The organism is Microbacterium sp. ER1, from assembly GCF_023383675.1.
Lineage (GTDB): Bacteria > Actinomycetota > Actinomycetes > Actinomycetales > Microbacteriaceae > Microbacterium.
The window spans coordinates 192,550-214,044 of sequence record NZ_QCXO01000137.1; the positions used below are offsets into that span (position 1 = coordinate 192,550).

The window sequence follows — 21,495 nt, forward strand, 5'->3', positions numbered from 1 at the left end:
TCAGCGCACGTTGCCGTTCGAGCAGGTCTGCTGGGCGGCGGAGTTGCCCTTGATCGAATCCGGCAGCGCCACGACGTCCGGAGCGGTCGTCGGGGCCGGCGTCGCCTCCTGCGTCGGTTCGGCGGGCTCGGTCGGCTCGGTCGGCTCGGTCGGAGTCGTCGGGTCCTGCACGACGACGCCGTCGTTGCTGGTGTTCTCGTGGGTGATCTGCAGCTGGGCGTTGGCCTCGATCGCGTCCCAGAGCGCGACGGCGGCCTCCTCGTTCGGCACGACCTTGTTCGGGTCGTTCCAGTCGGTCAGCGTCGGGTACTGCACGAACACGATGTCCTCGAACGGCACCGACTTCACGGCGAGCGCGATCTGCACGATCATCATGGGATCGGCGAGCGACGTGCTCGTCTCCAGGTTCTGGATGCCGGTGTTGGCGAGCTTCAGCATGACCGGCACGTTGCCCAGCACCTCACCGCTGATGAGCTTGCGCGCGAGGCTGGACATGTACTGCTGCTGGTTGCCGATGCGGCCGAGGTCGCTGCCGTCGCCGACACCGTGCCGGGTGCGGAGGAACTGCAGGGCTTCGAGACCCTGGACGGTGTGGGTGCCGGCGGCCATGTCGAGACCGGTGTAGCGGTCGCGGATCGGGTTGGCGAGGCAGACGTCGACGCCGCCGATCGCGTTGGTGATCTCGATGACGCCGCCGAACGTCACGGAGGCGGCGAACTGCACCTCCTGGTCCGTGAGGGCGGAGATCGTGCGGACGACGCAGTTCAGCCCGCCGTCGGTGTACGCGACGTTCAGGGGCTGCTTGCTCATCGCGGCAGTGGCGTTGCCGTCCTCGTCCTCACAGGACGGGATCGGGATCATCAGGTCGCGAGGGAAGCTGACGACCGTGATCCGCCGCGGCTCCTCCGAGACGTGCACGAGCAGGTTCACGTCGTTGAGGGTGCCCTCGGCGTCGCCGCCCGTGCACCGGTCGCCGAAGTACTGCTTGTAGTCGTCCTCGCACGTGTCGACGCCGGTGAGGACGAGGTTGAACCCGCCCTTGTACGCGCTGATGTCCGGCGGGAGGTCTTCCTGGCCGTCGAGATCGACGGCGTTCGCCGAGACCGTGCTCGAGAAGTCGAACCAGATGTAGGCCGCGACCCCGATGCCGCTGACGAGCACCACCGCCATGCTGATCGCGAGGAGCTTGAGCAGCTGACTGGCGGCGCCGGGCGAGCGCAGCTGACCATGTCGCGCGACGGTGCGGCGGCGGCGGGTGTTCTCGCTCACTCGGGCCCTTTCGAATTCAGCGACGGCGGGGGTACCGCGCTCAGGAAGCGGAGGGTGTGGGATTCGAACCCACGAGACATCTCTGCCCACTGGTTTTCAAGACCAGCTCCATCGGCCGCTCGGACAACCCTCCCGACAGAAACATCTGCCGACCAGGCGCGAGTCTAGCCGAGTTCTATTCTCCTGCGTCGACCTGGGCGGGTGCTGGAAGCGTGTTCAGCGCCGCCGCCAGCCCTCCCTGCTCGACGTCGGCGGTCACCTCACCCGCGGCGTCCTTCACCTCGGCGGGCGCCTGTCCCATGGCCACGGCGCGGCCGCCGCCGGTGCGCGCCCAGCCGAACATGCCGATGTCGTTGCGTCCGTCCCCGGCGACGAGGACCCGGGCCGCGTCGAGGCCGAGCTCGTCGCGCACGCGCTCCAGCGCCGTCCCCTTGTCCACGCCCTGCGGGGCGATGTCCAGCCACGCCGTCCAGCCGATCGCATACGAGACCTCGTTGAGCCCGGCGTCGGCGACGAGTCGGTGGAAGTCGTCCTCGTCGTGTCCGGGCGAGACGACCACGATGCGGGAGACGGGGAGGGCCCCGAGCTCCTCGAAGTCGACCTGGCGGCCGCCGTCGAGCGTCCAGTCGTCGAGCTGCTCGGTGAACAGCCGCTGCCCCGACCCGAGCTCGACCATGTAGCGCGCGTCCGGAAGGCGCTCCTGGAGCAGGGCGAGCACCGGCGTCGGGTCGAAGGTCTCGACGTGCCAGCGCTCCCACTCGTCGCCGTCACGGCGCATGGTCACCGCACCGTTGGAGCACACCACGTAGTCCGCGGTCAGCCCGAGCTCCTCCACGTAGCGGCGGGTCGCCATCCAGCTGCGTCCCGTCGCGATGGTCACCACATGACCCGCGTCCCGCACCCGGGCGACGGCCTCGGGCACGCCGGGGCTCATCGTCTCGTCCTGCAGGAGGATGGTCCCGTCGACGTCGAGGCCGACCAGCCAGGGCACTGTCATCGGGCGGCCTGATCGTCGGCGAGCGGGCGGATCACCTCGAGTCCGCCGAGGTAGGGGCGCAGGACCTCGGGGACGCGCACCGAGCCGTCCGCCTGCTGGTGCGTCTCGAGCAGAGCGACGATCCAGCGCGTGGTCGCGAGCGTGCCGTTGAGCGTCGCGACGTGCTGGGTCTTCGGCGCCGTGCCGCCGTCCTCCGCGGCCGGGCGGTACCGGACGTCGAGACGCCGCGCCTGGAAGGTCGTGCAGTTCGACGTGGAGGTCAGCTCGCGGAAGGCACCCTGAGTGGGCACCCAGGCCTCGATGTCGTACTTCCGCGCCGCGCTCGACCCGAGGTCGCCTGCGGCGACGTCGATCACCCGGTAGGCGAGGCCGAGCGAGGTCAGCATCTCCTCCTGCAGCGCGACGAGCCGCAGGTGCTCCGCCTCCGCGTCCTCGGCGGTCGTGTAGACGAACATCTCCAGCTTGTTGAACTGGTGCACACGGATGATTCCGCGGGTGTCCTTGCCGTGCGAGCCGGCCTCCCGGCGGTAGCAGGTCGACCATCCGGCGTAACGGAGGGCCCCACGCGCGAGATCGACGATCTCGTCCTTGTGGTACCCGGCGAGCGCGACTTCGCTGGTGCCGACGAGGTAGAGGTCGTCGTCCTTGTCGAGGTGGTAGACCTCATCGGCGTGCTCGCCGAGGAAGCCGGTGCCCTGCATGATCTCCGGACGCACGAGCGTGGGCGTGATCAGCGGGACGAAGCCGTTCTGCAGCGCCTTGTCGAGGGCGAGGTTCATGAGCGCGATCTCGAGGCGGGCACCGATTCCGCGGAGGAAGTAGAACCGCGCACCGGAGACCTTGGCACCACGCTCCATGTCGATCGCGCCGAGCATCTCCCCGAGCTCGAGGTGATCCCGCGGCTCGAAGTCGAACGCCGGCACCTCCCCGACGCGCCGCAGCTCGACGAAGTCCTCCTCACCGCCGGCGGGAACACCGTCGATGACGACGTTCTCGATCCGGGCGAGGGCCGCAGCCGCGGCGTCGGCGGCCTCGTTGGCCGCGTGCTGGGCCTGCTTGACCCGGTCGGCGAGGTCCTTGGCCTGCGCGACCAGCGCGGCCTTCTCCTCCTTGGGCGCCTTCGCGACCTGCTTGCCGAAGGCGTTCTGCTCCGCGCGCAGCTCCTCGAACGCGGCCAGTGCCGCGCGGCGCGATCGGTCGGCCTCGAGTGCGACGTCGACGGTGCTCTGGTCGTTGCCACGGGCAGCCTGCGAACGGCGGACGATCTCCGGATTTTCGCGGAGGAGTGCGAGGTCGATCATCCCGCAAGTCTACGAGGTGCGCGGCGCGGGACCGGGCGTCCTGGTTTTCCCTCCACCGGCGTCCCGCCCCTCGGCGGATGCCGGTCTAGAGTAGCGCCATGACCACGAGTCCCCGCGTTCTGAAGCAGGCGGCGCTCGTGTACAACCCCGTGAAGGTCGACGGGAAGCGCCTGCGCGCGCAGGTCCGCGATCTGTCCCGAGAGGCGGGATGGGATCACCCCGCCTTCTATCCGACGACCGTGGAGGATGCGGGCCAGGGGGCGACGGCCGAGGCACTGGCGCGCGGCGTGGATGTGGTGCTCGTGGCCGGCGGAGACGGGACGGTGCGCGCCGTCGCGGAGGCCATCGCCGGCACGGGGGTCCCCCTCGCCATCCTGCCGAGCGGCACCGGGAACCTCCTCGCCCGGAATCTCGGGCTGCCGCTGGCCGACCCGGCGGAGATGATCCGCGCCGCCCTCGGCGACTTCCGTCATCCGATCGACATCGGCTGGGCGCGGATGACCAGGGAGGACGGCTCCGAGGAGGAGCATGCCTTCGTCGTGCTCGCCGGCATCGGCCTCGACGCCGACATGATCGCGAACACCCGTGCCGATTTGAAGAAGTCCGTCGGCTGGATCGCCTACGTCGACGGCGCCGCCCGATCCCTCCCCCGCGCCAAGCCCTTCCGGGCGGTGTACCAGATCGGCACGGGGCGCCTGCATTCCACCAAGGTGCACAGCATCCTGTTCGCGAACTGCGGCACGCTTCCGGCCGGCATCTCCCTCATCCCGGACGCCTCCATCACCGATGCGACCCTCGACGTGGCGGTCATCCAGCCGACCGGCGTGCTCGGCTGGCTCGGGGTCTGGCGCAAGATCTGGTGGGACAACTCCGTGCTGCGCCGCTCACGTGCCGGTCGGTTCGTGCTCGAGCGCCGCGGCACGGATGCCTCGGTGCACTACTTCCGCGGTGCCCGCGCCGAGGCCGCCGCCTCCGCCCCCACACCCGTCGAGCTCGACGGCGACGAGCTCGGCGAGGCCGTGCACCTCACGTGTCGAGCCGACCCCGGCGCGCTTCTGCTCGCGCTGCCCACCGGTCACCCGGTGCACATCCTCTGACGAAGGCGTCGGGCTCAGCGGACCTCGACCGTGCCGTCGAGACCGCCGCCGACGAGCGTCAGCTTAAACGAGGCGTCGTCGTCGACCTCGTCCTCGGCGAACTCGACCACCGTGGCCCGCGGCGCCATGTCCATGGTGCACACCTGATCCTCGTCCGTGACGAAGGTCACGGTTCCCGTCGAGCCGTCCGCTTCGACGGAGTCGACGACCGGAGCACAGCTGGAGGAGCCCCAGGTCAGCAGCACCAGACCGCCGTCGTCGAACCAGGCCGCGGACGGCTGGTACTCGGTCGACGAACCGGGAGTGGCCGTGGCGGCGGGGTCGCCGTCGACGTCGATCTCGTCGATCAGGTCGCCGTACGTCACCACCAGCGTCACGTCCTTGGTCGGGTCGACGCCGTCCGGCAGCGCTCCGAGGCTGGCCCGGGGCGCGAGGTCCGCCGTGCAGGCCTGCTCCGTGGCGCCGTCGCCTTCCGGCTCGACGAGCGTCACGGAGACCCGCTGCCCCTCGGCGGACACCTCGTCCACCTGGGGGAGGCAGGTCGACGACCCCCAGCTGACGACAGCGAACATCCGCCCCTCGTCGAGGAGCGCTCCGTCCATGTCGTCCTGGTCGTCCGCGCTCCCGGCACTTCCCGGGCCGCTGGAGGGGTCGGACGTCGAACGCGGTGCGGCTCCGCCGGGACCGACCGTGCAGCCGGCGAGGACGAGGGCCGCGGCGAGCGCGGAGGACACGGCGAGCACGAGCCTGCGGGGAGTCATGCCCTCAGGGTAGCGGCGGGTTCCGCTCCCCGAAACCGGGGTTGACGGATCGCGCGATCACTGCAGAGCGGAGGTGAGCCGCGCGAGGTTGTCGAGCACGGTGGAACGCAGCGGCTGCTGCAGCCACTCCTCGAGCGTCAGCTCCCGGCTCAGCGACCGGTACTTGTCCTCGACCTCGCGCATCTCGGCGACGAACTCCTCGCCGCGTACGAGCATCGACACCTCGAGATTCAGGCCGAACGAGCGCATGTCCATGTTGCTGGAGCCGATGACGGCCACCTCGTCGTCGATCGTGAGGCTCTTGGTGTGGAGGATGTAGGGCTTCCGATACATCCAGATCCGCACCCCCGCCCGGAGCAGCGCCTCGTAGTAGCTGCGCTGGGCGTGGTAGACCATCGCCTGGTCGCCCTCTTCCGAGACGAAGAGCTGCACCTCGACACCGCGATCGACGGCCGCGGTGACCGCGAGCAGCAGGGCCTCGTCCGGGACGAAGTACGGACTGACGATCATGATCTGCTTCTTCGCCGCGTACAGGAGGGCGAGGAAGAGCCGCAGGTTGTTCTCCACCTCGAAGCCCGGGCCGGACGGCACCACCTGGCAGTCCAGGTCGCCGGAGCCGATGTTGGCGTGGGAGATGTCGATCTCCTCGAGCACGACGTCCGTCTCGCTGTACCAGTCGCTGAGGAAGATCGCGTTGACGCTCAGCACCACCGGCCCGTCCAGGCGGACCATCAGGTCGACCCAGTGCAGGCCCCGCCGGATGTTCTTCGGCAGGTTGTAGGTGGAGTCCGTGATGTTCTGCGACCCCAGGAAGGCGATGTTGCCGTCCACGACGAGGAGCTTGCGGTGATTGCGTAGATCCGGGCGCTGCATCTTGCCCTTGAGCGGCTGCACGGGAAGCATCAGGTGCCACTCCGCACCCATGTCGTTCAGGCGGGCGATGGTCTGGCGGTAGCGCGGCTTGCCCCGGTTCGCCCAGTGGTCGAGGAGCACGCGCACGGCCACACCCCGCGCAGCCACCTCTTCGAGGGCGCGGAAGAAGTTGTCCGTCGAGTCGTCGGACTGCAGGATGTAGAACTCGACGTGCACGTACTCCTGCGCCGTGCGGATGGCCTCCGCCATCTCGTCGAGCGACTCCTGGTAGTCGGAGATGAGGTGGGCGCCGTTGTCGCCGGAGAGCGGCAGGGCACCGAGACGCTGGTTCATCTGCACGATCGGCCCGAACCAGGCGGGGGCGTTCGGCCGGAGCGTCCCGAAGTGGAGGTGCTCGCTGGTCTCCGCGATGTACTGGTTGATCTGCTCCTGCTTGCGGCGCCGTGCGCGCGGCAGGCGGGGATTCCCGATCAGCAGGAACAGGAAGACGCCGACCACCGGGATGAAGAACACGGCGAGGAGCCAGGCCATCGCCGCGGTGGGACGGCGGTTGCGCGGGATGACGATGATCGCGGTGACGCGGATGATGATGTCGAGCACCAGGACGAAGGCGGCGACCCACCATCCCCAGGACTCCGCGGTCATCTCGCCCCCTCACCCACACCGAGGATGATCACCCCGGGGCGCGCCGGACCGGGCGCGCTCGCTTCACAGTAGCGGATGGGTCGGACTCAGGGGCGCGGCGGCAGCCCACGCGCGGCGCGTTCCTCGGCCTCGATCTGCGCGTGCACCTTGCGCTCCGTGCGATCGAACCGGAGGATGCCGCGAAGCACGACGAAGAAGACGATGCTGACGCCGACCGTCGGCAGGAGCGACCATGCCGCGGCGAGCCAGAAGTTGTCCATGCGTCCATCGTACGCGAGCGACTACTCGTGCACAGGTGGCGCTTCCCAGGATTCTCATCCACAGCGCCCCTCCGGTGCCCCGTCACGTGCGCAGAAACGTCACCCTCTCCTCATGACAACCGTGCTCCGCGCCTCCGACTCCGCCCAGTTCCTGTCCATCGTGCCCGCCCTCGCCGGCTTCACGCCACGCGAGAGCATCGTCCTCCTCCCGTTCCGGGGCTCCCGCAGCGACGGGGCGATGCGCCTCGACCTCCCCGATCACGTCATCCCCGTCCTCCACTACGCCACGGCGGCGGTCGACCTGGTCGTCCGGGTGCCGGGGACCGACGCCCTGGCCGTCGTCGTCTACACCGACACCCCGGCGGAGCAGACGCCGGACGGCCTCGTGCTTCCGCACGCGGTGGCGGTCGACACGCTTCTGGGTTGCGCCGAGGGCGCGGGGCTCCGAGTGGTCGAGGCCCTGTGCGTGACGCCGGAGGGCTGGAGCCGGTACGAGGACACCGATCCGGTGCTGCATCCGCTGACCGACATCGTTCCGCCGCCCGGGGCCGCCGCGCTCGGCGATGTCTCGGGAGACCAGTTCTCCGGAGCGGCGTTGCCATCCGCCCCTGCGGCGGAGGCCCGCCAGGTCGCCCGCATCCTGCACGGCCTCGACCGTGCGCTCGGTCCGGAGCGCACGACGCGCGCCGGCGAGCCGCAGGTGATCGCCGCCGCCGCTCTGCTCGACGACATCCCCGCGTTCCTCGAATCGGTTCTCGAGGCCTCGGATCCGCTCCCGCCCCTCACCGCCGCCGCGCTCGTGTGGTGCCTGGGGCGACCACCGGTCCGCGACACGGCGATCGCGCAGTGGGCGACCGATCACCGTCAGGGCATCCGCACCATGGAGGCGCAGCTCGCCTTCACCGCCGCCGGGGCACCCGTGCCCGACGACATCGGGCGTGTGTTCCTCGGCCGCGGCACGGCGCCGGACGGCGAGCGACTCCGCACCGCGCTTCGTGCCGTACGCGAGGCCACGGCACGAGCCCCGCGGGAGGCACGCCCCGGCCCGCTCACCGTCGCGGCCTGGTTGTCCTGGGCGCTCGGACGCGCCACGCACGCGGGCCGCTACCTCGAGATGGCGCGGGAGATCGACCCGACGTACAGTCTCGCGCTACTGCTCGACGCCATGATCGGCGGTGCGGTCCTGCCGGAGTGGGCCTTCCGTGGGCGGCGAGGAGAATGAGCGCCCCGCTGCTACTTGACGAGCGGGAAGAGGATGGTCTCGCGGATCCCCAGGCCGGTGATCGCCATCAGGAGACGGTCGATGCCCATGCCCATCCCTCCGGACGGCGGCATGCCGTGCTCCAGAGCCCGGAGGAACTCCTGGTCGATCGGCATGGCCTCGACGTCGCCGCGGGCGGCGAGCTTCGCCTGCTCCTCGAACCGCTCACGCTGGATGACCGGGTCCACGAGCTCGGAGTACCCGGTCGCCAGCTCGAATCCACGGATGTAGAGGTCCCACTTCTCCACGACGCCCTCGACGGAGCGGTGCTCCCGCACGAGCGGGGAGGTGTCGACGGGGAAGTCCATGACGAACGTCGGCCGGACGAGGTCGCCCTTCACGAAGTGCTCCCAGAGCTCCTCGACGAGCTTGCCGTGCGTGGCCTGAGGCGGCACGTCGACGCCGTTCGCCTCGGCGAAGGCGATCAGGTCCGCGACGGCGTCCGTCGGCGTGACGGTCCGCCCGGACGCGGCCGACAGCGACTCGTACATCGAGATGCGGTCCCACTCGCCACCCAGGTCGTATTCGGTGCCGTCCGCCCACGTCACCGTGGTCGACCCGGCCACCGCGATCGCCGCCTGCTGCACGAGTTCCTGCGTCAGTGCCGCCATCTGGTTGTAGTCGCCGTAGGCCTGGTAGGCCTCGAGCATCGCGAACTCCGGGCTGTGCGTGGAGTCGGCGCCCTCGTTGCGGAAGTTCCGGTTGATCTCGAAGACCCGCTCGATGCCGCCGACGACCGCGCGCTTGAGGTACAGCTCCGGGGCGATGCGGAGGTAGAGCTCCGTGTCGAACGCATTGGAGTGGGTGACGAACGGGCGAGCGGACGCGCCGCCGTGCTGCACCTGCAGCATGGGCGTCTCCACCTCGAGGTAGCCGTGGGAGGCGAACGTCGCCCGCAGGCTCGCGTTCACCGCCGCACGCGCACGCACGGTCGTCCGCGCCTGCTCCCGGACGATGAGGTCGAGGTAGCGACTGCGGACGCGTCCTTCTTCGCTCAGCTCGGCGTAGGCGTTGGGCAGCGGGAGGATCGCCTTCGACGCGATGGCCCAGTCGTCCGCCATGATCGACAGCTCGCCTCGACGGCTGGAGATGACCTCACCGTGCACGAAGACATGGTCGCCGAGGTCGACGTACTCCTTCCAGTCCGCGAGCGACTCCTCGCCGACGTTGGCGAGGGAGACCATCGCCTGGATCCGGGAGCCGTCGCCGGCCTGGAGCGTCGCGAAGCAGAGCTTGCCGGTGTTGCGGCTGAACACCACGCGGCCGGCGACACCGACGACGACGCCGGTCTCGGCGCCGGGCTCGAGGTCTCCGTACTCCGCGCGCAGCGCGGGAATGCTGTGCGTCACGGGCACCGCGACCGGGAACGCACCGCCGCCGGCGTCCGTGCGCTTCTCGATCAGACGCTCGCGCTTGGCGAGGCGGACGGCCTTCTGCTCGTGGATGTCCTCTTCGGCGGAAGGGGCGGCCGAGGCCGTTTCGGGCGCGGCGGGCGCGTCAGTCATGTGCGGGGCTCCTTGAAAGTCCTCCCCAGTTTACCGAGATGGCGCGGGACGTCCTCGCCGCGCGGCGTGCTGGGTAGCCTCGAGGCATGGCCCCCACTCGGATCCTCCGCGCGAGCGCCGTCGTCGCTCTCGCCACCGTCCCCGTCCTCGCGCCGGAGATCGCCATCGCGGCGGCCCCGACGACCGCGACCACCGTCGTCTCCGCCGCCGACGTGGACGACTTCTCCTACGCCTCCTGGGACGCGGTGTACGACGTCGGGCTCGACGAGGACGGGCGGGCGCGCATGCAGGTGACGGAGACCGTCGTCGCGCGATTCCCCGACGCCGACCAGAACCGCGGCATCGTGCGGGGGCTGGCCACGACGTACAAGGACGCCGCGCTCGACACCCGGGTGCTCGCGGTCACCGACGAGGACGGAGCCGCCGTCCCGTACGAGACCGACGAGGACGACGGGACGCTCTTCATCCTCACCGGTGACGACGACTTCGTCCACGGCCTGACCACCTACGTCATCGAATACGAGATGCGCGACATCATCGTCGGCAGCGCTCCGGACGCGTCGGGTTCCCGCACCGCGGACGAGTTCTACTGGGATCTCCTCCCCCTCGACAGCACGCAGCCGATCGAGGCGTTCCGGGCCGACATCCGCTTCGACGCGGCCCTGGCCACCCACCTCACCGGCGCGACGAGATGCTACATCGGCCCTGCCGGATCCACGGCTCCCTGCGAGCTCGCGGGGCCGATCGCGGGCGGGGAGGGCGCGACGTTCCGTGTCGAGGCCCGGTCGCTTCCCGCCGGGGACGGGGTGACGGTGGCCGTCGGCTTCGCACCGGGGACCGTGACCCAGCCGGCCGCCCGCCAGCCCGATCCCGTCGCCGACCTCGGGCCCGTGCTCGCTGCGGTCGGCGCCGTCGGCCTATCCGCGGCCGGGTGGGCGGCCACGGTGAGCTCGGGACGACGTCGGCGCCGCGCCAGCGGGATCATCGTGGCGCAGTACGAGGTCCCCGACGACCAGCCTCCCCTCCTCGCGGCCGCGCTCCTCCCTGGTGCCGAGAACGTGGTGCCCGCCGAGATCGTGCACCTCGCCGTCCGCGGCGCCCTGCGCATCGAGGAAGGCGCGTCAGCCGAAGCGCCCCGGCTGCGACGACAGCCCCACGGCAGCGCGCCGAGCCCCCTCGATCAGGCTGCGCTCGACGCGCTCTTCCTCCACGCGGATGCGGACGGCGTCGTGGACCTGCCGACCGAGAGCGAGGCCTTCGCGACGCGGATGACCGCGCTGACGACGAAGGGCCAGGAGGAGGCCTCCCGCCGCGGTCTGACGACCACGGCGCGCAGCCGCGCTGCCGTCATCCTGCAGTCCGTGGCCATCGCCGTCGCCGTGGCCGGTCTCGTCGTCGCCATCGTGGCCGTGGCATCCGGACGCCTGTCCGCCGGCCCCGCGCTTCTCGCCATCTCCGTCGGGACGCTGCTCGTCGCGGCCTCGAGTTTCTTCACCTTCTCGCGGCACACGGTGCTGACGCCGGAAGGTGCGCAGGCGTACGAGCATCTGCAGGGGGTGCGCGAGTTCATCCGGGTCGCGGAGGCGGATCGGTTGCGGATGCTGCAGTCCTACACCGGCGCGGAACGGCGCACCGAGGAGGGGGCGGACGTCATCCATGTCTACGAGCGCCTCCTCCCCTACGCGATGCTGTTCGGCATGGAGGACGAGTGGGGCCGGGTGCTGGAGAGTGCGTACAGCCGGGAGGCGCACGGCCCGACCTGGATCGGCGACCCCACGTCCTTCGCTCTCCGCACGTCGCTCGTGGCGTTCATGAGCTCCTCGACCGCGGCCGCGACCTACTCGGCCCCGTCCACCGGCACCTCGTCCGCTACCGGCGGCTCGTTCGGCGGCGGGTTCTCCGGGGGCGGAGGCGGAGGCGGCTTCTCCGGCGGACGCTGAGCCCGAGACGCCGCGCCGGGACGGCGATCAGACCAGCGGGGGCGGGTCCGAGGCGTCGCGCAGCGCCCGCTCGACCGTCGACTGCACCAGAGCCGACAGGAAGCCACCCGGGTTCTCGACCCCGATGTCACGGAGCCGCGAGGTCGACTGTCCGATGATCGAGCGGGAGAACTCCGTGGCCGTGGCGATCGCGTCGGCGTAGACGGCACGGTCGGCTTCCGCGATGACCACCGGTTCGCACCCCATCTCCACGGCCAGCGCCTGGGCGATCGGGAGCACGGCGGCGGGAGCGGTGACCGCCGCGAAGCCCGCCTGCAGCTGTCGGAGGTCGATCGAGGTCCCCGTGAACGTGATCGCCGGGTGCACCGCCAACGGGATGGCACCGCGCTCCGCCGCCGGGCGCAGGACCTCGATGCCCTGCGCCGGATCGGTGTGCAGGACGAGCTGGCCGATCTGCCACCCGCCGACCTCCGCGATGCCCGAGACGAGGGACGGAAGCTCGGCGGAGGGGACCGCGAGGATCACCAGTTCGGCGCGCCGCACGACCTCCTGCGTGTCCAGCACCGGGACGCCAGGGAGCACCGCGGACGCACGCTCGTCGTCCGATCCGCTCGTGATCCCGATGATCGCGTGCCCGGCTCCGGCCAGTGCCGCGCCGATCACCGGACCGACGCGCCCGGCCCCGACGATGCCGACGCCCAGGCGCCCGTCGCGCACCACGCTCACTCCTCGCGCGACGTGTCCGGTCGCGCCGGCGGGGTGGGTGGCGGGGTCGGAGCGGTCGGCGCCGGAGAGGTCGAGGGGGCAGCCGTCTGCGGCGGTGGCGGCGCGACCGGCGGAGCGGGCGGCGGCGCGACCGGGGGCGCCGTGACCGGCGGGGCCGGCGGCGGCGCGACCGGAGGCGCCGTGACCGGCGGAGCCGGCGGCGGCGTCACCGGAGGAGTCCGGACGGGCGGGACCGGCGGAGTCGCCGACCCCGGAACACCGGTCGGCGGAGCAGGCGGCGCGAACGGAGCCGGTGGAGCGGGCGGAGCAGGCGGAGCGGATGCCGCCCCTCCGAACGCGGGAGACGCCGGCGTCGCAGGACCACCGAACACCGGCGGAGCGGGCGGCGCCACCGGATCTCCCGCGGCGTGCTCGCTCCAGCGGTGCGTGTGGTCTCGGGACGCCGCCTCGGCCGCGGCGACGCTGACCTCGTTGAGCAGTGCGAGGGCGTCCGCGCGCTCGAGCCCGGAGAGGAGGCCGGTGATCGGCCCGGGCACGGTGTGCACCTGTGCACCGGAGACCCCCTGGGCCCGGTCGATAGGCCCCTGGCTCAGCGAAACGCCCTGGAGACGCGCGAGCGGGAAGACCGCGAGCTTGCGCCACACGATGCCGCGGCGCAGGAGCAGGCCGTCCGTCGTCACCGTATAGCCGTGGCGCTTCCAGGAGAACGGTCGCCGCCACCAGGCCCGGCGCGGCATCGTCCGGTAGGGGTCGGCGTCGGTCGGACCGACGACGCCCTGGTCCCACAGCGCGGGGATGCTCTCAGCCGGCACGTCGGGCAGCACGAGCGACAGCACCCGCTCCACGTCCGCGCGCTTGCCGACCGGAAGCACGACGTTGAACTGCTGACCGCTGCTCGACGACTGCTGCGCGGCACTCTTGCCGCTCATCCGGTTGATCTTGATGGTCCACCAGCCGAACGGCCGCCAGAGCAGGGACTGCGACACCTCGACCGCGAAGATGCGGCCGGGCGGCAGGGTCTCGGTGACGGTGGTGAGCAGCCCGTAGGTGATGCGCACGCCGTCGGGGGTGGGTGCGATGGAGTAGCGCAGCGACTTGGAGATCTGCGCCCACGTGATACCGACCACGGCGATGACCATGGGGACGCCCATGCCGAGACCGATGCCGAGGAGGACGATCCCGCCGTCGGGATCGCCGTCGACGAGGATGCCGATGAGGGTGCTGCCGATCGCGATCGCGAAGATCACGCCGAAGAAGACCAGCCACAGCAGCCCGGAGATGAGCTGCGAGCCGATCAGCCGGCCGGCCGGGATCTTGACGACGCTCTCGGGGACGACGTCCTGCAGGTCCACACCGGCGAGCAGGCCGTTGACGCCCTCGTTCATCGAGCCGACGAGCTGTGCCCGGGTGGAAGCCGGAGCGGTCCCGCCCGGCGTCGCTGCGCCCTGCGGATCCAACGCCGCGTGCCGCGCGGCACGAGCCCCGGAGGCCAGGCGCAGGATCTCGGCGCGCACGCCTTCGGCGCGCGGCGTCGCCAGGTACTCGAGCGCGACGTTCGCGTCGGTGCCCGCGCCGACGACCTCGAGCTTCGCGAGGCCGATGATGCGTGCCGGGAACGGCCGCGTGAGGTTCACACCCTGCACACGGTCGAGCGGGGCGCGACGGTGCGACCGGAAGATGATTCCCTTGCGCACCTCGACGTGCTCCCCGGTGATCCGGAACTGCTGGAAGCGCCAGACGAACCAGAAGACGGCCACGAGCACCACGACGAGCGCCAGGACACCCAGCAGCGCGATCAGGGCGAAGTTGTTGGCGATCACCCAGTCCACCGGGTCGCCGCCGGTGTAGTCGTCGTAGTGCGCCTCCTCCGGCGCGAACTGCCCGACGAGCCAGGCGATGACGCGGTCGCGCATGTTCGCGATCACGATGCCGCCGACGATGATGAGCGCCAGGCCGCCCTTGAAGAGCGGCGTCAGCGGATGCATCCGATGCCATTCGCCGTCCGCGAGGTGCGTCGACGGTGCGCCCGCGGAGGTCTGCCCCGGCGCGGCGGTGGGGAGCTGCGACTCGCTCACAGTCCGGTCCGGCGGGTCTCGGCGACCTGGATGAGCGTGTCGCGCAGCGCCTCGGCCGCCGCCTGGGTGAGGCCGGGGATCTGCACGCCGGTGGTGGCCGCCGCGGTGACCATCTTGAGCTGGGAGATGCCGAACGCCCGGTCGAGAGGCCCCTGGGTGATGTCGACGAGCTGCATGCGACCGTACGGCACGGCGATCATGCGCTGCCAGAGGATGCCCTTGCGGAACACGATGTCGTCCGCCCGCAGCATGTAGCCGATCGCCCGCGCCTGACGCGGGAGGATCACCAGCGTCACGAGGGTGATGAGGATGATGACCCCGGCCGGGATCCACACCCAGTCCTGTTCGAGCACGATGTTCAGCACGACGGCCGCCGCCACGACGATCGCCAGGAAGATGACGTTCTGCACGATCTGCGACACCACGTAGCGCGGCGAGATCTGGTGCCAGGTGCCGTCGAGCTCGAGGCGGGCCTCGTTGCGCGCCGTGCGCAGGCCCGTGTAGGTGCCCTGGTCGAGGGCGCCGAGGTCAGTGCCCTCCGCCGGGTTCAGGGGCGCGGTCTCTGGGTTCTGAGTCATCAGGATCCTTCGGCAGGGTGCAGAACTGTTCGGCGACGAGAGCGGCGATGACGAGCACGACCGCACTCGCGATCAGCGCCACCATGGCCACAGTCGACCCTATCGGGGGATCGATGGGGCGCGTGAGGAGGAAGGCCAGCAGTCCTGCCCCGAAGCCCGCCAGGATCGCCCCCAGCAGACTCGACGCCCGCGCGAGGGTCGCGGCCCGGAGGGCACGGAACGGGTCGATGCGCACCCCGGAGCGGACGCTGCGCCGCACCGGCCAGGCCACCCCGAGCGATGCGCCCGCGATGAGGACGAGCAGCACCGGGAGGAAGAGGGACGGCGTGAACGTGGCCCGCCCCGACGCCGTGAGCATCTGGTCGAGGATGAAGCCGGCCCCGGCGCCGACGAGCGCGAGGACGGCGAGAAGTCCGGCGGAGGTGCGCTTCATCCCTCGCCTCGCGCGCGAAGGTCCGCCGCCAGATCGGCGACCCGGCCGCGCCCCACGAGCTCGGCGTCGGGGTCGACGTCGAGCCACGGCTCCAGGACGAACAGCCGCTCCGCCGCCCGCGGATGCGGCAGCTGGATGCGGGGGTCGTCCGAGACGACGTCGCCATAGGCGATGAGGTCGAGGTCGAGGGTGCGGTCGCCCCACCGCTCGCCGCGCACGCGGCCGTTCTCGTCCTCGATGGCGTGAAGCATGCCGAGGAGGATCTCGGGAGCGAGCCGGGTGGTCACCAGGGCCACCGCGTTCACGTACCCGGGGGCGTCCGGATCGGGGCCGTCCACGCGCAGCGCCACCGTCTCGAACAGGCGCGACAGGCGCACGTCCGAGACGAGCGGCAGCCGAGCGATGCGCGCGGCCGCGGCGCGGATCGTCTCCTCGCGGTCTCCGAGATTGGCGCCGAGCGCGACGACCGCCACCGTCTCGGGGCGCGGAGCTCGGGGGCCCGGCACCTCCGGCGGGCGGGTGAGGTTGCGGCTCATGTGGTGATGTCCTCCAGCGACTCCGGAGCCCGCGTCCGATGCACCGTCACAGCCACGTCGCCGAAGGTCAGGGCGATCGGCGCCTGCGGCTTGTGCACCGTGACGGTCACCTGCTGCACGCGGCGGTCACCGAGGGCGACGTCCGCGATCCGCTCGGCCAGGGTCTCGATGAGGTTCACCGGCTCCCCCGCGACGACGGCGGCCACCCGCTCCGCGAGCTCGCCGTAATGCACGGTGTCGGCCACATCGTCGGACGCGGCGGCCTGTTCGAGGGAGAGCCGCAGCCGGAGGTCGACCGTGAACTCCTGTCCGTTCTCCCGCTCGTGCGGGTAGACGCCGTGGTGGCCGAACACGGTCAGCCCTGTCAGCACGATCTCGTCGAGGAAGTCCATGCCTCTAGGGTACGGCGACGCTCCGACCTCGCACTCAGCCTTCCCAGGCGCGGGTGATCGCGAGGGCGTCGCGGGTGGCCGCGACGTCGTGCACGCGCACCGCCCAGGCGCCGGCGCGCATCGCGAGCGCACTCGTCACCGCGGTGGCCAGGTCCCGGCGCTCCTCGGACACGCCGTCACCGCCCGGGGCCGCCTCCTGCAGGACGTCGGCGAGGAAGCGCTTGCGCGACGTCCCGACCAGCACGCGGAAGCCGAGACCCACGATCTCGTCGAGGCCCCGCAGCACGTCCCAGTTCTGGGCACCGGCCTTGGCGAACCCGATACCGGGGTCGACGATCAGGCGGGAGGGCGCGATCCCGGCGGCGGCCGCCTCCCCGATGCGCTCGCGCAGTTCGCCGGCCACCTCTCGGGCGACGCGGCGGTAATCGGCGTTCGCGTACATGTCGGCGGAGAAGCCCCGCCAGTGCCCGATCGCGAAGTCGGCACCCGACTCCGCCACCGCGGCGCGCATGTCGGGGTCGGCCAGTCCGCCGGAGACGTCGTTGACGATGCGCGCCCCCGCGCGCACGGCGGCCGCGGCGGTCGACGCGTTGAGGGTGTCGATGCTGACGACGGCGCCGGCCGCCGCGAGCTGTTCGACCACCGGAAGGACGCGGCGCTGCTCCTCGTCCACCCCGACGCGTTCCGCGCCCGGCCGGGTCGACTCGCCCCCGACGTCGAGGACGGACGCCCCTTCCGCGCGCAGGCGAAGGCCGTGGGCGACCGCGCGGTCTGCGTCGAGATACCGCCCGCCGTCGCTGAACGAGTCGGGGGTGACGTTGACGATGCCCCAGATGCCGGTCATGCGCGCGACGTCCCGGCCCCCGGCACGGTCATGCCGATCAGGGTCACCAGCTCCGCGCGTGCCACGGGATCCGTGTAGACCCCGCGCGCCGCGATGGTCAGCGTCGAGGCCTCGGTCTGCCGCCCGCCCCGCATCGTCACGCAGCCGTGGCTGGCATCGAGCACGACGAGCACGCCGCGCGCGTCGAGGTTCTCGGCGATCGTGTCGGCGATCTGCTCCCCCAGCCGCTCCTGCACCTGCGGCCGCGCGGCGAGGATCTCCACGACGCGCACGAGCGCACCGAGGCCGACGACCTGCTCGCCCGGAAGGTAGGCGATGTGCGCGTGCCCTGCGAAAGGCAGGAGGTGGTGCTCGCACACCGAGCGGAAGCGGATGTCGCGCAGCAGCACCGCGCCGGACGGCAGGGTGTCCGGCGCCGGCCCGCGGGTCACGCTGATCGTGTGGGCGAGCGGCTCGGCGGGATCCTCGCCCACCCCGGCGAAGAACTCCGCGTAGAGCTCGGCCATCCGGGAGGGCGTCTGCTTGATCCCCGGACGATCGGGGTCCTCGCCGATCGCCTCCAGGAGTTCCCTGGTGAGCCGCTCGACGCGTCCCTTGTCGACGGTCACGTCACGCCGTCGCGGGACGAGGGTTGCCCGCTCCGGCGGAGCCCTGCTGCGGACGCGGCGGGGCCGTCGGCGCCTCGACGGAGGCGGCGAGCGAGACGTCCTTCTTCGGGACCTCGATCGGCGGCCGCTCCGAGACCGGGCGGTCCTCGCTGGACAGCCACAGCGGACGCTCGGGGAGCTTCTTCACCTCGGTGAAGATCTCGGCGATGCGGTTGTGGTCGAGGGTCTCCTCCTCGAGGAGCGCGAGGGCGAGACGGTCGAGGATGTCCCGGTTCTCGCTGAGCACCGCGTACGCCTCGTTGTGCGCCTGCTCGATGAGCGCTCGCACCTCGGCATCGACACGCTCCGCGACCTTCTCGGAGTACTCGCGGCCACGGCCCATGTCGCGCGCGACGAACATGTCGCCGCCCTCGGTGCCGAGCTTAACCGGACCGACCTGCGTCGTCATGCCGTACTCGATGACCATCTTTCGGGCGATCGAGGTCGCCTTCTCGATGTCGTTGGAGGCGCCGGTGGTGGGGTCGTGGAAGACGAGCTCCTCGGCCACGCGACCACCCATCGCGTAGGTGAGCTGGTCCTGCAGCTCGTTGCGGGTCACGGAGTACTTGTCGTCCAGCGGCAGCACCATCGTGTAGCCCAGCGCCTTGCCGCGGGGCAGGATCGTGATCTTCGTCACGGGGTCGGTGTAGTTCATCGCCGCCGCCGCGAGCGCGTGTCCGCCCTCGTGGTACGCCGTGATGAGCTTCTCCTTGTCCTTCATCACGCGAGTGCGACGCTGCGGACCGGCGATGACGCGGTCGATGGCCTCGTCGAGGGCGCGGTTGTCGATGAGCTGCGCGTTCGAGCGGGCCGTGAGCAGCGCGGCCTCGTTGAGCACGTTCGCCAGGTCGGCACCGGTGAAGCCGGGGGTCTTGCGAGCGACGACCTCGAGGTCGACGTTCTTCGACAGCGGCTTGCCCTTGCTGTGCACCTCGAGGATCTTCTGGCGGCCCTTGAGGTCGGGGGCGTCGACACCGATCTGACGGTCGAAGCGGCCGGGGCGCAGCAGTGCGGGGTCGAGGATGTCGGGACGGTTGGTGGCCGCGATCACAATGACGTTCGCGTTCGGGTCGAAGCCGTCCATCTCGACGAGCATCTGGTTCAGCGTCTGCTCGCGCTCGTCGTTGCCGCCGCCCATGCCGGCGCCGCGGTGACGGCCGACGGCGTCGATCTCGTCGATGAAGATGATGGCGGGAGCGTTCTCCTTGGCCTGGCTGAACAGGTCGCGCACGCGGGAGGCGCCGACGCCGACGAACATCTCGACGAAGTCGGAACCGGAGATCGAGTAGAACGGGGCTCCTGCCTCGCCGGCGACGGCGCGGGCGAGGAGGGTCTTCCCGGTTCCGGGAGGGCCGTACAGGAGCACGCCCTTCGGGATGCGGGCGCCGATGGCCTGGAACTTCGCCGGGTCCTGCAGGAACTCCTTGATCTCGTGGAGCTCCTCGATGGCCTCGTCGGCACCGGCGACGTCGGCGAAGGTGACCGTCGGGGTCTCCTTGTTGACGAGCTTGGCCTTGGACTTGCCGAACTGCATGACCTTGCCGCCGCCGCCCTGCATGGACGACAGGAGCCACCAGAACAGCAGGCCGAGCAGCACGAGGGGAAGCAGCAGGGAGAGGAAGCCGTCGAACCAGGTCGCGCGCGGCACGGCGTCGTTGAAGCCGTCCTTCGGGGCGGCCGCATCGATGGCGGAGACCACCTCGTCGGCCCGGGCCTCGACGTAGTAGAACTGGACGTTCTCGGAGCCCTCGAACGGCTTGGACAGCGTCATGTCCACGCGCTGATCGCCGTCGGTGGTGACGACCTCGGTCACGGTCTTGCCGGAGAGCAGCTCGAGCCCCTCCTGCGTCGTGATCTGCTTCGGCGCACCGAGGTTCGAGATCAGCAGGAATCCGCCGAAGAGCAGCACGCCGATCAGAGCGACGTAGATCAGCGGATTGCGGGTGAGCTTCTTCACATCCATGGTCGGATCAGCGTATCGCCTCCGTGCTAGGGGGCCGCTGTGCGTTCACCCACGGCGCAACGCCCTCGGCGCTGCCGCCCGGGTCCTGGGCCCGCCTGGGCCGCTGAGCCTGTCGAAGCGTCAGCTGTAGACGTGCGGTGCCAGCACGGCGACGTCGCGGAGGTTGCGGTAGCGCTCGGCGTAGTCGAGCCCGTAGCCGACGACGAATTCCACGGGGATGTCGAAGCCGACGTACTTGCAGTCGATCTCGACCTTCGCGGCCTCCGGCTTGCGCAGCAGCGCGAGGACCTCGATCGACTCCGCACCGCGGGACTCGAAGTTCTCCAGGAGCCAGCTCAGGGTGAGGCCGGAGTCGATGATGTCCTCGACGATGAGCACGTGCTTGCCGTGCAGGTCGGTGTCGAGGTCCTTCCGGATCTGCACGACACCGCTCGACTTCGTGCTGGCGCCGTAGCTGGACACCGCCATCCAGTCCATCGGCGCGTGGAAGGGCAGCGCGCGTGCGAAGTCGGCCATGACCATGACCGCGCCCTTCAGCACGCCGACGAGGATGAGGTCCTTGCCCTCGTAGTCCTTCGCGACCTGCGCCGCGAGCTCGTCGAGCTTGGCGTGGATCTCCTCCTCGGTGACGAGGATCTGTGCAAGGTCGTCCTGGATCTCCGCGGCGCGCATGGATCGATTTTAGGCGACGCGGCAGTGTGCTGCGGTCGCGGGCGCGTACCCTCCCCCGCAGGGCGACACCGCACTACTCTGACGGTGACGCGGGCGCACGCCCCGACGGAAGGAGATCCCCATGGCGACCCAAGACATCCTCAGCCAGGTCCCCCTCGACGACATCGCGCAGAAGCTCGGAGTGTCGCGCGACGAGGCCAAGGTCGCGGTCGAGCAGGGCGGCGCCGTGCTCCTCGGCGGGCTGGCCAAGAACGCGGAGAGCTCCGAGGGGTCGGCGGCCATCGAGAAGGCCCTCGGCAAGCACCGCGGCGCGTCGAGCCCGGCGACGATCGACGACATCGATCAGGAGGACGGCGAGAAGATCGTCTCCCACATCCTCGGCGGGAAGGAGAAGGAGGTCACGAAGGAGCTGACGGATTCGAAGGCGACTCCGGGAATCGACTTCGGAAAGCTCCTCCCCATCCTCGCGCCCATCGTGATGGGCCTCATCGCCAACGCGACCAAGGACAAGACGGCGAAGGCGGACGCGGGCACGGAGGGCTCCGGCGGGATCGGCGACGTCATCGGCGGCATCCTCGGCGGCGGCGACTCCGGCTCCGGCGGCGGGTTGGGTGACGTGCTGGGTGGCCTCCTCGGCGGCGGCAAGAGCGGCTCCGGCGGCGGCATCGACCTCGGCGGCATCCTCGGCGGCCTCTTCGGCGGCAAGAAGTAGGACGCGAC

21 protein-coding genes and 1 tRNA gene are annotated in these 21,495 nt (G+C 70.9%); 4 read left to right on the forward strand and 18 right to left on the reverse strand.

The features are described from left to right. From BV453_RS12830 to serS, 4 genes are all read right to left on the reverse strand, one after another. Complete coding sequence (locus BV453_RS12830) at nucleotides 1–1,269, reverse strand: LCP family protein (RefSeq protein WP_249521765.1); 1,269 nt, start codon at nucleotides 1,267–1,269, stop codon at nucleotides 1–3. A gap of 48 nt (nucleotides 1,270–1,317) precedes the next feature. Continuing rightward, nucleotides 1,318–1,402: transfer RNA gene (locus BV453_RS12835), tRNA-Ser, on the reverse strand. A gap of 42 nt (nucleotides 1,403–1,444) precedes the next feature. After that, nucleotides 1,445–2,266 carry an HAD family hydrolase gene (locus tag BV453_RS12840; RefSeq protein ID WP_249521766.1) on the reverse strand — a complete coding sequence of 274 codons (822 nt, stop codon included), beginning with the start codon at nucleotides 2,264–2,266 and terminating at the stop codon, nucleotides 1,445–1,447. Continuing rightward, nucleotides 2,263–3,567, reverse strand: coding sequence for a serine--tRNA ligase (gene serS, locus BV453_RS12845; RefSeq protein WP_249521767.1), 1,305 nt, complete (start codon nucleotides 3,565–3,567; stop codon nucleotides 2,263–2,265). Before serS ends, BV453_RS12840 begins: the two co-directional genes overlap by 4 nt. 98 nt (nucleotides 3,568–3,665) lie before the next feature. On the opposite strand from serS, the gene BV453_RS12850 reads away from it, so the two are divergent. Beyond that, a complete protein-coding gene (locus BV453_RS12850; protein WP_249521768.1) occupies nucleotides 3,666–4,664 on the forward strand; it encodes a diacylglycerol kinase family protein in 999 nt (332 codons plus the stop codon). Between the two features lie 14 nt (nucleotides 4,665–4,678). On the opposite strand, the gene BV453_RS12855 is transcribed toward BV453_RS12850, so the two are convergent. The 3 genes from BV453_RS12855 to BV453_RS12865 all read right to left on the reverse strand — a co-directional run bounded on the left by BV453_RS12855 (nucleotide 4,679) and on the right by BV453_RS12865 (nucleotide 7,203). Then, nucleotides 4,679–5,425, reverse strand: a complete 747-nt coding sequence (locus BV453_RS12855; RefSeq protein ID WP_249521769.1) for a hypothetical protein — start codon at nucleotides 5,423–5,425, stop codon at nucleotides 4,679–4,681. A 57-nt stretch (nucleotides 5,426–5,482) separates the two neighbouring features. Next, nucleotides 5,483–6,943, reverse strand: a complete 1,461-nt coding sequence (gene cls / locus BV453_RS12860) for a cardiolipin synthase (RefSeq protein ID WP_025104577.1) — start codon at nucleotides 6,941–6,943, stop codon at nucleotides 5,483–5,485. A gap of 86 nt (nucleotides 6,944–7,029) precedes the next feature. Further along, nucleotides 7,030–7,203 (reverse strand): hypothetical protein, encoded by a 174-nt coding sequence (locus BV453_RS12865; protein ID WP_164498164.1) that lies wholly within the window; start codon nucleotides 7,201–7,203, stop codon nucleotides 7,030–7,032. 112 nt (nucleotides 7,204–7,315) lie between these two features. Between BV453_RS12865 and BV453_RS12870 the strand changes: the two genes are divergently transcribed. Next, nucleotides 7,316–8,425, forward strand: coding sequence for a DUF4192 domain-containing protein (locus BV453_RS12870; protein WP_249521770.1), 1,110 nt, complete (start codon nucleotides 7,316–7,318; stop codon nucleotides 8,423–8,425). An 11-nt stretch (nucleotides 8,426–8,436) separates the two neighbouring features. Here BV453_RS12870 and lysS read toward each other — a convergent pair whose 3' ends face one another. After that, nucleotides 8,437–9,969, reverse strand: coding sequence for a lysine--tRNA ligase (gene lysS / locus BV453_RS12875; protein ID WP_085604003.1), 1,533 nt, complete (start codon nucleotides 9,967–9,969; stop codon nucleotides 8,437–8,439). A gap of 86 nt (nucleotides 9,970–10,055) precedes the next feature. Between lysS and BV453_RS12880 the strand changes: the two genes are divergently transcribed. Further along, on the forward strand, nucleotides 10,056–11,909 hold the full coding sequence (locus tag BV453_RS12880) for a DUF2207 domain-containing protein (RefSeq protein ID WP_249521771.1): 1,854 nt from the start codon (nucleotides 10,056–10,058) through the stop codon (nucleotides 11,907–11,909). A 27-nt stretch (nucleotides 11,910–11,936) separates the two neighbouring features. Here BV453_RS12880 and BV453_RS12885 read toward each other — a convergent pair whose 3' ends face one another. From BV453_RS12885 to hpt, 10 genes are all read right to left on the reverse strand, one after another. Then, nucleotides 11,937–12,629, reverse strand: coding sequence for a DUF2520 domain-containing protein (locus BV453_RS12885; RefSeq protein ID WP_025104581.1), 693 nt, complete (start codon nucleotides 12,627–12,629; stop codon nucleotides 11,937–11,939). Nucleotides 12,630–12,631: 2 nt separating this feature from the next. After that, nucleotides 12,632–14,710: a PH domain-containing protein gene (locus BV453_RS12890; RefSeq protein WP_249521772.1), complete on the reverse strand. Its 2,079-nt coding sequence runs from the start codon at nucleotides 14,708–14,710 to the stop codon at nucleotides 12,632–12,634. Beyond that, the gene (locus tag BV453_RS12895; RefSeq protein ID WP_060921542.1) at nucleotides 14,707–15,288 is read right to left on the reverse strand and encodes a PH domain-containing protein; all 582 of its coding nucleotides are present in this window, start codon (nucleotides 15,286–15,288) and stop codon (nucleotides 14,707–14,709) included. Before BV453_RS12895 ends, BV453_RS12890 begins: the two co-directional genes overlap by 4 nt. After that, a complete protein-coding gene (locus BV453_RS12900) occupies nucleotides 15,239–15,721 on the reverse strand; it encodes a DUF3180 domain-containing protein (RefSeq protein WP_249521773.1) in 483 nt (160 codons plus the stop codon). The genes BV453_RS12895 and BV453_RS12900 overlap by 50 nt, the downstream gene beginning before the upstream one ends. Further along, the gene (folK, locus tag BV453_RS12905; RefSeq protein WP_085604017.1) at nucleotides 15,718–16,257 is read right to left on the reverse strand and encodes a 2-amino-4-hydroxy-6-hydroxymethyldihydropteridine diphosphokinase; all 540 of its coding nucleotides are present in this window, start codon (nucleotides 16,255–16,257) and stop codon (nucleotides 15,718–15,720) included. The genes BV453_RS12900 and folK overlap by 4 nt, the downstream gene beginning before the upstream one ends. Beyond that, the gene (gene folB, locus BV453_RS12910) at nucleotides 16,254–16,649 is read right to left on the reverse strand and encodes a dihydroneopterin aldolase (RefSeq protein ID WP_085604020.1); all 396 of its coding nucleotides are present in this window, start codon (nucleotides 16,647–16,649) and stop codon (nucleotides 16,254–16,256) included. Before folB ends, folK begins: the two co-directional genes overlap by 4 nt. 34 nt (nucleotides 16,650–16,683) lie before the next feature. Continuing rightward, nucleotides 16,684–17,493: a dihydropteroate synthase gene (gene folP, locus BV453_RS12915; RefSeq protein WP_102207986.1), complete on the reverse strand. Its 810-nt coding sequence runs from the start codon at nucleotides 17,491–17,493 to the stop codon at nucleotides 16,684–16,686. Beyond that, nucleotides 17,490–18,101, reverse strand: coding sequence for a GTP cyclohydrolase I (folE, locus tag BV453_RS12920; RefSeq protein WP_025104588.1), 612 nt, complete (start codon nucleotides 18,099–18,101; stop codon nucleotides 17,490–17,492). The genes folP and folE overlap by 4 nt, the downstream gene beginning before the upstream one ends. A gap of 1 nt (nucleotide 18,102) precedes the next feature. After that, entirely contained in the window at nucleotides 18,103–20,103 is a 2,001-nt protein-coding gene (gene ftsH / locus BV453_RS12925) for an ATP-dependent zinc metalloprotease FtsH (RefSeq protein WP_025104589.1), read from the reverse strand. Nucleotides 20,104–20,223: 120 nt separating this feature from the next. Beyond that, on the reverse strand, nucleotides 20,224–20,775 hold the full coding sequence (gene hpt / locus BV453_RS12930) for a hypoxanthine phosphoribosyltransferase (RefSeq protein WP_017204674.1): 552 nt from the start codon (nucleotides 20,773–20,775) through the stop codon (nucleotides 20,224–20,226). Nucleotides 20,776–20,896: 121 nt separating this feature from the next. On the opposite strand from hpt, the gene BV453_RS12935 reads away from it, so the two are divergent. Beyond that, nucleotides 20,897–21,487, forward strand: a complete 591-nt coding sequence (locus BV453_RS12935) for a DUF937 domain-containing protein (RefSeq protein WP_249521774.1) — start codon at nucleotides 20,897–20,899, stop codon at nucleotides 21,485–21,487. Nucleotides 21,488–21,495: the final 8 nt, after the last annotated feature.